General features: G+C 65.6%; 13 protein-coding genes. 4 read left to right on the top strand and 9 right to left on the bottom strand.

The genetic code is table 11. The features are described 5' to 3' along the window. Positions 1-207 precede the first annotated feature (207 nt). A complete protein-coding gene (locus E8M84_RS19645) occupies positions 208-399 on the top strand; it encodes a hypothetical protein (protein WP_137112943.1) in 192 nt (63 codons plus the stop codon). A gap of 183 nt (positions 400-582) precedes the next feature. On the opposite strand, the gene E8M84_RS21625 is transcribed toward E8M84_RS19645, so the two are convergent. Next, complete coding sequence (locus E8M84_RS21625) at positions 583-1,446, bottom strand: hypothetical protein (RefSeq protein WP_205914645.1); 864 nt, start codon at positions 1,444-1,446, stop codon at positions 583-585. 235 nt (positions 1,447-1,681) lie between these two features. On the opposite strand from E8M84_RS21625, the gene E8M84_RS21585 reads away from it, so the two are divergent. Genes E8M84_RS21585 through E8M84_RS19625 form a run of 3 tightly spaced genes read left to right on the top strand, consistent with a single transcriptional unit; the run spans position 1,682 to position 4,214 of the window. Further along, positions 1,682-2,155 carry a PepSY domain-containing protein gene (locus tag E8M84_RS21585; RefSeq protein WP_170972003.1) on the top strand — a complete coding sequence of 158 codons (474 nt, stop codon included), beginning with the start codon at positions 1,682-1,684 and terminating at the stop codon, positions 2,153-2,155. 44 nt (positions 2,156-2,199) lie between these two features. Continuing rightward, the gene (locus E8M84_RS19630) at positions 2,200-2,859 is read left to right on the top strand and encodes a response regulator transcription factor (RefSeq protein WP_137112941.1); all 660 of its coding nucleotides are present in this window, start codon (positions 2,200-2,202) and stop codon (positions 2,857-2,859) included. After that, positions 2,859-4,214: a sensor histidine kinase gene (locus E8M84_RS19625; RefSeq protein ID WP_137112940.1), complete on the top strand. Its 1,356-nt coding sequence runs from the start codon at positions 2,859-2,861 to the stop codon at positions 4,212-4,214. Before E8M84_RS19630 ends, E8M84_RS19625 begins: the two co-directional genes overlap by 1 nt. 108 nt (positions 4,215-4,322) lie before the next feature. Here E8M84_RS19625 and E8M84_RS19620 read toward each other — a convergent pair whose 3' ends face one another. From E8M84_RS19620 to E8M84_RS19585, 8 genes are read right to left on the bottom strand one after another with little or no spacing between them, the layout of a single operon-like run. Beyond that, positions 4,323-5,564 carry a glycerate kinase gene (locus tag E8M84_RS19620; protein WP_170972010.1) on the bottom strand — a complete coding sequence of 414 codons (1,242 nt, stop codon included), beginning with the start codon at positions 5,562-5,564 and terminating at the stop codon, positions 4,323-4,325. Continuing rightward, positions 5,564-6,571, bottom strand: coding sequence for a LacI family DNA-binding transcriptional regulator (locus E8M84_RS19615; RefSeq protein ID WP_137112938.1), 1,008 nt, complete (start codon positions 6,569-6,571; stop codon positions 5,564-5,566). The genes E8M84_RS19620 and E8M84_RS19615 overlap by 1 nt, the downstream gene beginning before the upstream one ends. Further along, positions 6,571-7,740 (bottom strand): dihydrodipicolinate synthase family protein, encoded by a 1,170-nt coding sequence (locus E8M84_RS19610; protein WP_137112937.1) that lies wholly within the window; start codon positions 7,738-7,740, stop codon positions 6,571-6,573. The genes E8M84_RS19615 and E8M84_RS19610 overlap by 1 nt, the downstream gene beginning before the upstream one ends. A gap of 9 nt (positions 7,741-7,749) precedes the next feature. Continuing rightward, positions 7,750-8,052 (bottom strand): Dabb family protein, encoded by a 303-nt coding sequence (locus tag E8M84_RS19605; RefSeq protein ID WP_137112936.1) that lies wholly within the window; start codon positions 8,050-8,052, stop codon positions 7,750-7,752. Further along, a complete protein-coding gene (locus E8M84_RS19600) occupies positions 8,049-9,629 on the bottom strand; it encodes a GMC family oxidoreductase (RefSeq protein ID WP_137112935.1) in 1,581 nt (526 codons plus the stop codon). Before E8M84_RS19600 ends, E8M84_RS19605 begins: the two co-directional genes overlap by 4 nt. Before the next feature lie 3 nt (positions 9,630-9,632). Next, positions 9,633-10,391 carry a 3-ketoacyl-ACP reductase gene (locus tag E8M84_RS19595; protein ID WP_137112934.1) on the bottom strand — a complete coding sequence of 253 codons (759 nt, stop codon included), beginning with the start codon at positions 10,389-10,391 and terminating at the stop codon, positions 9,633-9,635. Continuing rightward, on the bottom strand, positions 10,388-11,875 hold the full coding sequence (locus E8M84_RS19590; protein ID WP_137112933.1) for an FAD-dependent oxidoreductase: 1,488 nt from the start codon (positions 11,873-11,875) through the stop codon (positions 10,388-10,390). Before E8M84_RS19590 ends, E8M84_RS19595 begins: the two co-directional genes overlap by 4 nt. Continuing rightward, the gene (locus E8M84_RS19585) at positions 11,876-12,985 is read right to left on the bottom strand and encodes an ABC transporter ATP-binding protein (protein WP_137113016.1); all 1,110 of its coding nucleotides are present in this window, start codon (positions 12,983-12,985) and stop codon (positions 11,876-11,878) included. It abuts the gene before it with no gap. Positions 12,986-12,989 lie beyond the last annotated feature (4 nt).

Below are 12,989 nucleotides of genomic sequence, written 5' to 3'. Positions count from 1 at the left end.
AATGGTCCTGACCGGAATGTTTGTCCGCGTAGATCCGGACAGGTTTCGGGAGCGGGGCAGACTGAGCGATGGGATCCGCCCGAAAATGAACCGAAAATGAACGCCGGGTTCGCGGCAGGTTAAACAACTCTCGTGCAAGGTGAGTCGAAGCCGAGTCGCAATCCGCCGGGAAGAGCGGTCGACAGCCACGATCAATGGGGGTTGATCATGCTGAGCACGACGACAGACCAGAATCGGTTGTATCTGACCGCCGAACTTCGTGCGGTGGACGGGATTTCCTTGAAGTCCACGCCCAAGATGCCAACGCCGATTTTCGCATCCGAGGTTCGGCGGTTTCCGCCGGTCGAGGATGTTGTCGCCGTGCTGGACCGTATCGCAAAGCGGGCGTTCGTCGCCTGATTCCGCGACACTCGGCAAGAAAAGGCCGCCCGGTAACAGGGGCGGCCTTTTCGATTTCTGATGTCGTCTACAGACACGGCGCTTCCCGATCTGCCAGGCCGCGAAGACTGTCGACTCCAGCTTTGCGAAACGAAAAAGGCCGCGACCGGACGACAGGTCCCGGTCGCGGCCCCGAAGGCCGGACTATTCCAGCCCGAGCAGTTTCTTGACTGCGGCCTCGACGGCATCGGTCACCGGCTTGTTGGCGGCCGCTTCCAGCAGCGAGCGCTCCGCCTCCGGTTGTTCTTCAAGCCTGGTCTCCAGTTCGGCAACTTCTGCTTCCAGGTCGGCATAGGCCTGCGCGTCAGCAAGCTCTTCCGCGAGCTCGGCCTCCATTGCTTGCGCTTCCCCCAGCGCGATGCGCGCAGCTTCAAGATCAGCCTCGATCGCCGGGTCCGCCCCACCGGCCGCAGCCAGTTCGGCTTCAAGCCGGGCAACGTCGTCGGCCTTCAGCGCGACATCGTCCCGGACGCCATCAAGTTCGGTCTCGATGTCGGCAATCGGGCGATCAGGCGGCGTCATCCCTTCGAGCAGAGCGCTCTTCTCCTCAAGCTCGGCTTCCAGTTCGAGACCTGCAAGCACCGCATCACGGTAGGCCGCAATGCGTCCGACACGCGAATTCGGAGCCGCATTCTTTAGGGCATTCGGGTTGGCTCGGGCCGCGTTGAGGGCACCGAGATCAGACGCCTTGAGGCCAAGTTCGTCCAGGATGTCCTTCTTCTTGGCCTTGGTCTTCTTAGTCTTGGCGAAGTCAGTGTTGGCCTTGGTGGACGACTTCTCGACGGACTTTCCGCCGCCATTGCCGTTCCCGCCACCGTTGGCTTTTCCGTTCCCGTTCCCGTTCCCGTTGCCGCCGCCGTTACCGTTCCCTCCGCCATTCCCGTTGTCGTTGCCCGATTTCGCAAAGGCCATGTCCGGCATGGCGACGGAAGAGACAATGGCGACCGAGCCAAGCAGTGCGATGGTCAGTGTGCAGGCCCGTAGGACCTGGATGGCTGGTTTGGTCATTGGTGAAACCTTCCTGATAGGGGCGGCCGGATGAGTCCGGGCCGCGACAGTTGCAGTCAGACGGTTCGCAACGCTCCGACCGATTCTGGTGGCGGATGCGCAACCTCCGAGAGAACTAGACACCATCCGCGTTTAACGAGGCGCGAACCGAATGTTCATTTTGAGTTCACCTTGAATTGGATAGACTGGTCCCATGAATCTGAGACGTATTCTCTTTTGTGTTGCCCTCCTTGCCATGTCCGGCGCGGGTCAGGCCTCGACCCTGCGTGAGCTGGATGGGGCAGATTTGCGTCGTGTCGTCCGCGAACAGGACATGCTGAGCTTGAAGCAGGTGCTTCAGATCGTGACCAGCCAGGTCGGAGGAGAGCCGGTCGAGGCGCGTGCATTCCTGGCCGACAGCGTGTTCTACCGGATCGTGCTGAAGATGCCGGACGGCAGCCTTGTCAGCGTGATTATCGACGCCAGGACCGGCGAGCAGGTGGCCAAAGGTTCTGCCATCGGCAAGGAACTGACCGCGATCGCCAAGGAAAAATCCAAGTCCAAGGGCGGCAAGGCTGCCGCGAAGGACAAGGTTGCCGGCAATGGCAACGGGAATGGGAACGGGAACGGGAATGGCAACGGTGGCGGCAACGGTGGCGGCGGCGGGGGCGGCAACGGCGGTGGTGGCGGAAATGGCGGTGGGAACGGCGGTGGCAACGGAAAGAACTGACGCCGCCTTAATTGTTGCCAATTTGGTGTATAGTCTTCGTCGACATGCGCATACTCCTTGCTGAAGACGAGCTGGTCCTGTGCGACCAGATCAAGAAAGTGCTGATGGCCGAGGGCCGGATCGTGGACGTCGCCAACGACGGCCAGGAGGCCTGCTTCATGGGCGCGACCGAACCCTATGACATGATCATCCTCGACCTGGGCCTGCCGCAGCGCGACGGAATTTCGGTCCTGCGCGAATGGCGCAGCCAGGGGATTGCGACCCCGGTCCTGATCCTGACGGCGCGGGATGGATGGTCCGACCGGGTCGAGGGGCTGGACGCCGGTGCCGACGACTACCTGACCAAGCCCTTCCATCTGCCGGAACTTGCCGCCCGGGTGCGCGCCAGCCTGCGCCGCAGCTCGGGTCTGGCAAACCCGCTGTTCCAGCGCGATGGCGTGCTGTTCGATACGCGGCTTGGCCGGGCCACGGTTCATGGGGTGCCAGTTGACCTGACCTCGCAGGAGGTGGCGGTCCTGTCCTACCTGATCCACAACGCAGGTCGGCTGATTTCGCGGACGGAACTGTCGGAGCACATCTACGAATATGACGGCGACCGCGATTCGAACACGATTGCGGTCTTCATCAATCGCCTGCGCAAGAAACTTGGGGCGGATCTGATCCAGACGATGCGCGGCCGCGGATACATGATCGATCACGCCTGATGCTGTCCCTGCGGCAGAGGGCCTGGATCAGTGGCGGGCTATCGGCACTGGTATCACTGGGCGTGGGGATCCTGCTTCTGTATTCCTACCTGAACCAGCGGGCTTTGGACCGGTTCGACCGGACGCTGGCGGAACGTCACACGCAGGTTGTGGTCGCGCTGAGCTATGCCGCGGATGACCCGGGGCGGCTGGACGAGCTCTTGTTCGATCCGACCTATCAGGCGCCGTTCTCGGGGCGCTACTGGCAGATCAGCGGACCGGGGGGCGCGACCTATGCCTCGGGGTCGCTGCTGGGTTCAAGCCTGCCGGGGGCCGAGGAAGCCGCGACGACGCTGGCGCTGCGGGATGGGATCAATCCGGATGTGGAAGAGGTGCGGGTCGCGGAACAGCAGATCACGCTGGAGGACGGCTCGGTCTGGGTGGTGGCGGTGGCGGAAAGCCTGGCGCAGCTTAAGGCCGACCGGCGTGATTTGCGGCAAAGCCTGATTGCGGCGTTTGCGCTGGTGTCGGTGATCGGGTTGGCCAGCGTGCTGGTCCAGACCGCGGCGATCCTGCGCCCGCTGGACCGGCTGCGGCGGGACGTGGCGCACCGCTGGGACGTTGACGAGGCGCTGGTCGAGGCGGATTACCCCGAGGAGGTCGCGCCTCTGGTGGGGGACATCAACACGCTCCTGGCGCGGAACCGCGACATCGTGGGCCGGTCGCGGCGGCAGGCGGCGGACCTGGCGCATGCCTTGAAGACCCCGAGTGCGATCCTGCGGAACGAGCTGGTCACGCTGGCCGAGGGTGGGCAGGACATGGGCAAGGCGCTGGACGCGCTGGACCGGGTGGATGCGCAGCTGGCGCGGTCGCTGGCGCGGCTGCGGACGGCGAACACGGGTGACAGCCTGCAGGCGCGGACCGACCTGACCCATTCGGTCGACCGCTTTGCGCGGCTCTTCGGGATGATGGCGGGGCGCGAGGGCAAGGCCTTCACCGTCGCCCGCGATCCGGGTCTGATGGTGCGGATGGATGCGCAGGACATCGAGGAGGTGCTGGGCAACCTGTTGGACAACGGGCTGAAGTGGGGGAAGTCTCGGCTGTCCTTGACGGCCCGCAAGCGGAAGGGTGGGATCGAGGTCGTGGTCGAGGATGACGGACCCGGTATTCCCGCAGGGGACCGGGCCGAGGCGCTGCGGTCGGGCGCGCGGCTGGACACGTCGAAGCCCGGGACGGGGCTGGGGCTGGCCATCGCGAACGATCTGCTGCAGGCCTATGGGGCGACGCTGGCGCTGGAGGACAGTGCGGCGCTGGGGGGGCTGGCGGTGCGGATCACCCTGCCCTTGCCCCCGGTGCGCGGATCCAAAAAGGGCTAGGGTCGTTGGAGATGTCCACGGTGGACAAAATCTGATCCTCTTATGAAATCAATTACTTGGTAGCAGGCATTAGGGGATTCTTAACACCTTGCCCACGGCCGGATTCGCTCACTTCGGCGGCAGGATAAGCACCGCGCGGAAGTCGTTCACGTTGGTCAGCGTGGGGCCGGTCACCACCTGACTTCCCGCCTTTGCGAACCAGCTGTGCGCATCGTTGCGGTCCAAGGCCTCTGCCGCACCGGGAGTCTTCAGGGCGTCCGGGCCGATCAGCGCGCCCGCAACCTCGGCCGCCCCATCGACGCCATCGGTGTCGCAGGCAATGGCGTGAATTTGCGGGTGGCCACCAAGCGCCAGCGCGAGGGCGAGGCAAAACTCGGCGTTCGGACCCCCTACCCCTTCGCCGGTGCGGGTGACGGTCAACTCGCCTCCGGAGAGCAGGAGGACGGGTTTGTCGCCGGGTTTCAGGCTGGCGGCTATGTCCTTGGCGACTGCAGCCTGATCGCGGGCGACTGCGCGCGCTTCACCCTCGATCCGGTCGCCGAGGGTGCGGATTTCGGCCAGTTGTGCGGCAAGTTCGGCGGCGGCGGCGAGGGACTGGGCCGGGGCGGCGTAGATCACGTTTTCGGTGCGCGACAGGCGCGGGTCGCCAGGCGGGACAACTTTAGAACGGCTTAGCGCTGCAAGGGCGGAGGGCGGCACGGGGATGGACCAACGGTCGAGGATCGCCCGGGCGTCCTTGGGGCTGGTCGCGTCTCCGACCGTGGGACCCGAGCCGATGAAGGCCGGGTCATCTCCGGGCACGTCGGAGATCATCAGGGCAAGCAGTCGAGCCGGGTAGGTGGCCGCCGCAAGCTGGCCGCCCTTCACGCGGGACAGGTGCTTGCGGACCGTGTTCATCGCCACGATGGGCGCTCCGGAGGCCAGAAGTGCTGCATTGACCTGCTGCTTTTCGGCAAGGCTCATGCCATCCGCCGGGGCGCAGAGCAGGGCCGAGGCCCCGCCCGAGATCAGGGCAAGCACGGTGTCGTCTTCGGTGAGACCATCCAGGAGTTTGAGCATCCGCTTGGTCGCATCGACCCCGGCCTTGTCGGGGACCGGGTGGGCGGCTTCGACGATCTCAATCCCCTTGCAGGGGCGGGCATAACCGTAGCGGGTGATGACCAGACCCTGACAGGGCCCCCAGACGGCTTCGACTGCTTCGGCCATTCGGGCAGAGGCCTTTCCGGCACCAATCACCAGAATGCGACCCTTTGGTTTTTCGGGCAGGAACCCAGCCAGCGACCGCATGGGATCGGCGACCTCGACCGCGCGGTCGAAAAGCTGGCGCAGGAAGGTGGCTGGGTCGGTCATCATGCTCCAAGGCTCGACGCGCGGGGGACGAGGGTGACGGGGGTCACGACTTCCGGGGCCGGGCGTTGATTGTCTTCAAGCCAGGCAAGCACGGTTTCGGCCATCTGCCGCCCGAACCCCGCGATGTCGCAGCGGACCGAGGACAGGGCCGGAAAGGCTTGGGCGCAATCCTCGATGTCGTCGAAGCCCACGACCTTCAGCGTGGTGCCGACGGCGCGGCCAAGTTCGGTGCAGCCGGTCAGAAGGCCGAGCGCGGTGAGGTCGTTGAAGCAGAGGACGCCATCGACATCGGGGTAGTCGCGGGCCAGCTGATTGGCGGCCTCTCGCCCGAAAGCACGGCCCGGGCGGCCCGGAAGATGCAAGGGTTTCAATCTTTTGGCAGCGAGGGCGGCCTGGTATCCGGACATCCGCGCCTGCGTGACCGACCGTCCGTCCAGACCACCGACGAAGGCGATCTTGTGGGCGCCTTGGGCCAGCAGATGCTCGGTCGCAAGGCGTGACCCGGTTGGGTAGTCGGGGGCGGCGAAGGGGAAACGGGTGGTATCTTCGACCACGCGGCGCAGGACTTGCAGGGCTGGCACGTTGGCGCGGGCGATGGCGTCGAAGGTAGCGGCCTCTGCCCCATAGGCGGGGGAGACGATGAGCGCGGAGACCGAGTGTTCGAGCATCGCACCGACGACCTGGGCTTGGAGCGCGGGGTCTTCATCGGTGTTGGCGATGACCGTGGCATAGCCTCGTGCGGACAGCGCCATCTGGAGCGAGGTGGCGAATTCGGTGAAGAACGGGTTCCGCAGGTCGTTGATGACAAGGCCGATGAGGCCTGCGTTTGACGACCGCAGGTTGGCGGCGGCACGATTGTAGACGTAGCCAAGCTGCGCCATGGCGCGGCGGACGTCCTCGCGTGTTTCCTGTTTGACGAGGGGGCTTTGCTGCAGGACCAGGCTGACGGTCGATTTGGAGACGCCCGCAAGCGTCGCCACGTCGATGATCGTCGGCCGTTTGTCCATCAGTCCTGGTCGATCCCGTGGAGTGTGAGGAGGGTCTTCATCCGCGCTTGTGCCAGATCGGGGTTGGAAAGCAAGCCTGCCTGGTCGGCAAGGCGGACAACCTGGGCGTAGTGGGTGATGTCGCGGGAGGACTGGAAACCTGCGGGCATGATGAAGTGTTTCTGGTGGCCGTTGAGCCACGACAGAAACGCGATGCCCGCCTTGTAGAAGCGCGTGGGGGCGCGGAAGATTTCCCGGCTGAGGGGGACTGTGGGGGCGAGGAGGCTGTGGTAGGTCCTGGTGTCATTCAGCGCGAGGGCTTCGAGGGCCTGTGCGGCGGCGGGGGCGATGGCGGCGAAGATGCCGAGAAGCGCGTGGGAAAAGCGGGTGTCGTCGCCTTCGATCAGGGGCGCGTAGTTGAAGTCGTCGCCAGTGTAGAGGCGGACCCCTGCGGGGAGCCGGGCGCGAAAGGCTTCCTCGTGAGATTGGTCGAGGAGCGAGATCTTGATGCCGTCGACCTTGGCGGGGTTTTCTTCGATCAGGGAAAGGACGAAGTCGGAGGCTTTGGCGACATCCGGGCTGCCCCAGTAGCCGGTGAGGGCGGGGTCGAACATGTCGCCCAGCCAGTGGAGGATGACTGGGTCTTTCGCTCCGTCGATAAGGCGGCGGTAGACGTTGCGGTAAGTGTCTTCGGCGGCCTTGATCGCCGGAAAGGCGCGGGAGGCCATGAGGATGAGCTGGCCTCCGGCGGCCTCGATGGCTTCGGCCTGGTCGGTGTAGGCCGACAGGATAGCGTCGGGGGTGGTGAGGTCGGCGAGGTTTTTGTGGTCTGTCCCGGCCCCGCAAGCGACGCGCGGGTTCATCGAATGGGACTTGGCAGCGCGCATGGTGCGCTGGATGAGGTCGAGGGCCGTGGGCCAGTCGACGCCCATGCCGCGTTGGGCGGTGTCCATCGCTTCGGCGAGGTGGAGGCCCTGATCCCAGAGTTGGGTCCGGAAGTTCAGGGTAGTGTCCCAGTCGACGGCGGGGCGGGTGTCCCAGGGGGAGCGTTCGCGCAATGGGTCGGAGACGACGTGGGCGGCGGCGAAGGCCGTGCGTGTAAGCGGCGTGCGAGGGGCCCGGGGGATGAGAGGAGTGCCGGTGAGGCGGTACGGTTCGAGGCGGGCGTCTTGGGTGGGGAGGTTCAGCATGGGGTGGCCTCAGCAGGGAAGGTCGAAGACGAGGATGCCGTCGAGGCCACCTTGGGCGGCGGCGACGAGGGCGGCGCCGACGCGCTTGTGATCTGGGTGGGCCTGGTAGGCGGCGAGCGCGTCCCAGTCCGTGAAGTCGACGGTGAAGCCGTGGAGGTAGCCGCGTTCGATCTGTTCGGGGCTTTCGGAACGGCCGGAGTGGATGGCGAGGATGCCGGGTAGGTTCAGGGCGTGGAGGTCGGCAAAGATGGCCGCGATGTGGGCTTCCCTGACCTCGGGGCGGGCTTTGAGAAGGACGATGTGGCGGATCATTTCGCGGCTTCCTTGATAAGGTCGGCGGCTTTTTCGGCGATCATTATGGTCGCGGCGTTGGTGTTGGAGGAGACAACGGTGGGCATGACCGAAGCGTCGACCACGCGGAGGTTTTCGATGCCGTTGAAGCGGAGGTGCGGATCCACGACGGCCTCCATGTCCGCGCCCATGCGGCAGGTGCCGGCGGGGTGGTGGTCGGTCTTGGCGTTCTTGATGGCGTAGTTGATGTAATCCTCGTCCGTGCGCACTTCGGGGCCGGGGAGGCGCTCGGCGAGGACGAAGGGCTTCAGAGCAGGCTGGCGCATGATCTCTTGTGCGAGTTTGAGGCCTTTGATCGACATCTCGCGGTCGTAAGGGTCTTCCCAGTAGTTGGGGTCAATCTGGGGCGCGGCTTTCGGGTCCGCGCTAGCGAGGCGGACGGTGCCCCGGCTGCGCGGCCGCAGGAAGGCTGAGTTGAGGGTGACACCACCCTGCGGCATGGCGGCGACGCCGGCCTCGATCCCCGAGCCGAGGCCAAGGTGGAACTGGATGTCGGGGCTGCGGGCGGAGGGGTCGGCGTACCAGAAACCGCCCGTCTCAAAGAGCGAGGAGGCGACGGGGCCTTTCCTTGTCAGGAGGTATTGCAGGCCCGCGAGGGCGGACCAGTGCGGCTTGGCGTAGCGGTCGTAGGTGTGGGGGCCAGTGCATTCGGCGATGACAAAGAGGTCGAGGTGGTCTTGCAGGTTCGCGCCCACTTGCGGGCGGTCGAGGACGACTGGGATGCCGAGGCGGGTGAGGTCGTCGGCGGGGCCGATGCCGGACAGTTGCAGGAGGCGGGGGGAACCGATGGCTCCCGATGAAAGGATGACTTCGGTGCTGGCGCGGTAGGTGGTTTCCGATGTCTGGACCCCGACCGCCCTGCCCTTTTCGACGACGATGCGCAGGACCTGCTGGCCTGTTTTCACCGTCAAGTTCGGGCGGCCGAGGGCGGGTTTCAGGAAGGCGGTCGACGTGGAGGAGCGGCGGTACCAGCGCTGGGTCAGCTGGTAGTAGCCGAGGCCGTCCTGCGTCTCGCCCGTGAAGTCGCGGTTGCGCGGGATGCCGATTTCGGCCCCGGCGGCGAAGAAGGCCTCGCAGATCGGCAGGGGGGCGCGGGGCTGGCTGACGCCCAGGGGGCCGTCTTTCCCGTGGTAGCGGTTGTCGTGGCTGTCGTTGTGTTCGGATTTGCGGAAGTAGGGGAGCACATCCTCATACCCCCAGCCGGGGCAGCCCATCTGCCGCCAGTCGTCGTAGTCTTGCGCGTTGCCTCGGGTGTAGAGCTGCGCGTTGATCGAGGAGCCGCCGCCGATCACCTTGGCCTGGGTGTAGCGGATCTGCATGCCCTTCATGTGCCGCTGCGGAACGGTCTGCCAGCCCCAGGAGCCAATGCCCTTGGTCATCTTCGCAAAGCCCGCGGGGAGGTGGTAGAACGGGTGGCGGTCGCGGCCCCCGGCTTCAAGGAGGAGGACCTTGGCAGCAGGGTTCTCGCTCAGACGGGCGGCGAGGACGCAGCCTGCAGAGCCGCCGCCGATGATAATGTAGTCGTAGCCTTCGGCCATGTCTCAGAGCCTTTCGATGGAAAGCCCGCCGTCGACGGGGAGGACGGCCCCGGTGGCGAAGGCGAGTTGGCCGGTGACGAGGGGGATGACGGCCTGGCCGATGTCGGCGGGCTGGCCCCAGCGGCCGGCGGGGACGAGGCCTCCGGCGATGCGGGCGTCGTATTTGTCCTTCACGCCGGCGGTCATGCCGGTCTCGATAATGCCGGGGCGCAGCTCGTAGACGCCGATGTTGTGGGGCGCAAGGCGCAGGGCGAGGGTCTGGGCGGCCATTGCGGCGGCGGCCTTGGAAATGCAATAGTCGGCCCTCTCCGGACTGGCCATCTGGGCCGAGACGGAGGTCACGAAGGTGATGGACCGGTAGTAGTGGCTTTGCGTTGCGACCATCCGCTGGGCGACCTCTTGGGCCAGGAAGAAGGCTCCGCGCAGGTTGATGCCCATGATCCAGTCGAAATTCTCGGGCGTGATGTCGAGCATGTCACCGCGGACTTTCGCGGCGACCCCGGCGTTCTGGATCAGGGCGTCGAGGGGGCCTTGGTTCGCCTCGATGGAGTCGAGGAGAGTGGGGATGGCAGCGATGTTGGCAAGGTCGTGCCGGTAGTAGCGGGCGTCGGGGCCGAGGGTTTGCAGGGCCTGCGTGACGCTGGCGTCGGTGGGCGCGGAGCGGGAGGCGATGGCGAGGCGGAAGCCTTGGTTTGCAAGGGCTTCCGCGATGCCGAGGCCGATGCCTTGCTGGCCTCCGGTGATGAGGGCGAGGGGTTTCATGGCAGGGCTTTCGCGATGTGGTCGCCCGCGCGCAGGGCGAGGGCTGCGATGGTGAGCGAGGGGTTCACGGCGGCGGAGGTCGGCAGGACCGAGGCGTCGCAGATGTAGAGGTTGTCGAGGTCGTGGGCCTTGAGGTTCACGTCAACAACCGAGGTCGCGGGGTCCGCGCCCATGCGGTTGGTGCCGCATTGGTGGGAGGGTTTGGACTTGGGGAAGCCTCGCGCCAGGGTGATGGGCCAGCCTGCCTTCTTCATCGCTTGTTTCAGGCGTTTGACGAGGAGGTCGTGCGCCTTGGTGTTGGTCTTCTTCCAGTCGAGGACGACCTCTCCGTTGCGCCAAAGCACGCGGGAGTTGGGGTCGGGCAGGTCCTCGGACATGGCCATGATGTGGATCGAATGCTCGGCGATGTGGTGGGAGAGCCAGAGGGGGAGGCCGGATTCCCCTGCCAGTATCGGTCCGGTGATGCGGCCAAGCATCTGGATGTTGCCCAAGGGTTCGCCGTTCGGGCCGCCGGTGAGGTAGAAGTCGTTGACCTGGATGGTTTTCTCGTAGGTCGTGCGGTTCCGGCGGAAAGGGTTGTAGGCGACCATGCCGGTCAGGTTGTGGTTCATGAAGTTGCGTCCGACTTGGTCGGAACGGTTCGCAAGGCCCGTGGGGTGGTCGTCGTTCGCGCTGGCGAGGAGGAGGGCGGAGGAGAGGATGGCTCCTGCGGCGAGGACAACGAGAGGGGCGGTCAGGGTTTCCTTGCGCCCTGCCCTTTCGACTTCAACGCCAGTGATCTTGCTGCCTTGGGAAAGAAGGCGGGTGACCTTGGTGTTGGTCTGGAGGGTGACGTTGGGATGATTCAGCGCCTCGGCCAGAGCGCAGGATTCGGCGTCGGATTTGGCGCCGGTGGTGCAGGGGAAGGCGTCCCAACCGGTGCGGGCGCGTTTGAGCCAGGCTTCGATGTCCACGCCCAAAGGCAGGGCGGAGACGTGGAGGCCTTGCGACGCGAAGGCCTGGCGGAGGCGTTGGATGTCGGGCTCGTCGGGGACGGGCGGGAAGGGATAGGGGGCGGAATGGGGCGGCTCGGTGGGATCGCCCGCTACGTCGCCCCGGACGCGGTAGAGGGTTTCGGCCTTTGAGTACCAGGGTTCGAGGTCGGCGTAGGCGATGGGCCAACCGGGGGTGGTGCCTTCGAGGTGGCGGAGGGGCGCGAAATCCTCGGCCCGGTAGCGGAGGAGCACGGCGCCGTAGAACTTGGTGTTGCCGCCGACATAGGCGTAGTTGCCAGGGTGGAGGGGGGCACCAGAGATGTCGCGCCAGGTTTCGTTCGGCTTGAAATGGCCGCGCTGGAAGATGGCGGCGGGGTCGCGAGCCTCGGGGCTGTCGGGCAGGCGGTCGCCGCGTTCGAGGATTAGCACCTTCCGGCCAGTTGGGGCCAGGGCGGCGGCGAGGGTCGCACCTCCCATGCCGGAGCCGATGATGATGACGTCAGGCTGCATTCAGGCGATCCGTTGTTCGGTTTCCGGATCGAAGGCTACGGCCTTTTCCATGTTGACGGCAAAGTCGAAGACTTGCCCGGGGGCGACATTCGCGTCGGCGCGCATGCGGGCAATGGCGTCCTTGCCCGACAGTGTCATGGTGACGAAGGTGTCGGCCCCGGCGGGTTCGGTGACGGTCACGCGGTTCCTCAGGGCGACGATGTTGTGAGACTTGCGGTCGGCGCCTTCGGGATCGGTGATCGCCTCGGGCCGGATGCCGAGGAGGATGTCCCTGCCCTCCCATGCGCCGAGGTTACCTTGCGAGAAGCGGAGGTGCTGGAGGGTGCCGTCGGCGTCGGTGAGGGCGGCGTGAGGGTGGCCGTCGCGAAGGACGATCTTGGCGGGGACGATGTTCATGGCAGGCGAGCCCATGAACGTCGCGACGAAGACGTTCGCCGGGGTGTCGTAGATTTCCTTGGGCGTGCCCAGTTGCTGGACATGGCCCTTGTTCATCACGGCGATGCGGGTCGAAAGGGTCAGCGCTTCGATCTGGTCGTGGGTGACGTAGACGATGGTGGTCTTGAGCTTCTGGTGGAGCTTCTTGATCTCGGTCCGCATATCGACGCGGAGTTTTGCGTCGAGGTTGGAGAGGGGTTCGTCGAAGAGGAAGACATCGGGGTTGCGGACCAGGGCGCGCCCCATCGCGACGCGCTGGCGCTGGCCTCCGGAGAGCTGGCCGGGTTTGCGGTCGAGGAGCGTCTCGATTTGCAGGAGTTTCGCGACATCGGCGAGGGCGCGGTCACGCTCGGGCTTGGGGACGCCGTGCATTTCAAGGCCGAAGGTCATGTTCTGGCCGACGGTCATGTTGGGGTAAAGCGCGTAGGATTGGAACACCATCGCGATGTTGCGCTTGGAGGGGTGGACCCCGTTCACCACGCGGCCCTTGATCGCGATCTCGCCGGCCGAGATGCCTTCCAGCCCCGCGATCATGTTCAGAAGCGTGGACTTGCCACAGCCCGAGGGGCCGACGAGGACCAGGAACTCGCCTTCCTCGACCGCGATGTCGACGCGGTGCAGGACTTCGACCTGCCCGTAGGATTTGGTGACGTTGCGGATGTCGAGAAAGCCCATTTTG

The sequence above is a fragment of the Rhodobacter sp. SY28-1 genome (genome assembly GCF_005222785.1).
Taxonomy (GTDB): Bacteria; Pseudomonadota; Alphaproteobacteria; order Rhodobacterales; family Rhodobacteraceae; genus Tabrizicola.
The sequence above is the reverse complement of the archived record's forward strand: the minus strand, read 5'-3'. Positions and strand labels throughout refer to the sequence as shown.

Bases quoted from the DNA above. Each gene is read 5' to 3' on its own strand.
- E8M84_RS19645 (WP_137112943.1), top strand. From the start codon at position 208: ATGCTGAGCACGACGACAGACCAGAATCGGTTGTATCTGACCGCCGAA.
- E8M84_RS21625 (WP_205914645.1), bottom strand. From the start codon at position 1,446: ATGACCAAACCAGCCATCCAGGTCCTACGGGCCTGCACACTGACCATC.
- E8M84_RS21585 (WP_170972003.1), top strand. From the start codon at position 1,682: ATGTCCGGCGCGGGTCAGGCCTCGACCCTGCGTGAGCTGGATGGGGCA.
- E8M84_RS19630 (WP_137112941.1), top strand. From the start codon at position 2,200: ATGCGCATACTCCTTGCTGAAGACGAGCTGGTCCTGTGCGACCAGATC.
- E8M84_RS19625 (WP_137112940.1), top strand. From the start codon at position 2,859: ATGCTGTCCCTGCGGCAGAGGGCCTGGATCAGTGGCGGGCTATCGGCA.
- E8M84_RS19620 (WP_170972010.1), bottom strand. From the start codon at position 5,564: ATGACCGACCCAGCCACCTTCCTGCGCCAGCTTTTCGACCGCGCGGTC.
- E8M84_RS19615 (WP_137112938.1), bottom strand. From the start codon at position 6,571: ATGGACAAACGGCCGACGATCATCGACGTGGCGACGCTTGCGGGCGTC.
- E8M84_RS19610 (WP_137112937.1), bottom strand. From the start codon at position 7,740: ATGCTGAACCTCCCCACCCAAGACGCCCGCCTCGAACCGTACCGCCTC.
- E8M84_RS19605 (WP_137112936.1), bottom strand. From the start codon at position 8,052: ATGATCCGCCACATCGTCCTTCTCAAAGCCCGCCCCGAGGTCAGGGAA.
- E8M84_RS19600 (WP_137112935.1), bottom strand. From the start codon at position 9,629: ATGGCCGAAGGCTACGACTACATTATCATCGGCGGCGGCTCTGCAGGC.
- E8M84_RS19595 (WP_137112934.1), bottom strand. From the start codon at position 10,391: ATGAAACCCCTCGCCCTCATCACCGGAGGCCAGCAAGGCATCGGCCTC.
- E8M84_RS19590 (WP_137112933.1), bottom strand. From the start codon at position 11,875: ATGCAGCCTGACGTCATCATCATCGGCTCCGGCATGGGAGGTGCGACC.
- E8M84_RS19585 (WP_137113016.1), bottom strand. From the start codon at position 12,985: ATGGGCTTTCTCGACATCCGCAACGTCACCAAATCCTACGGGCAGGTC.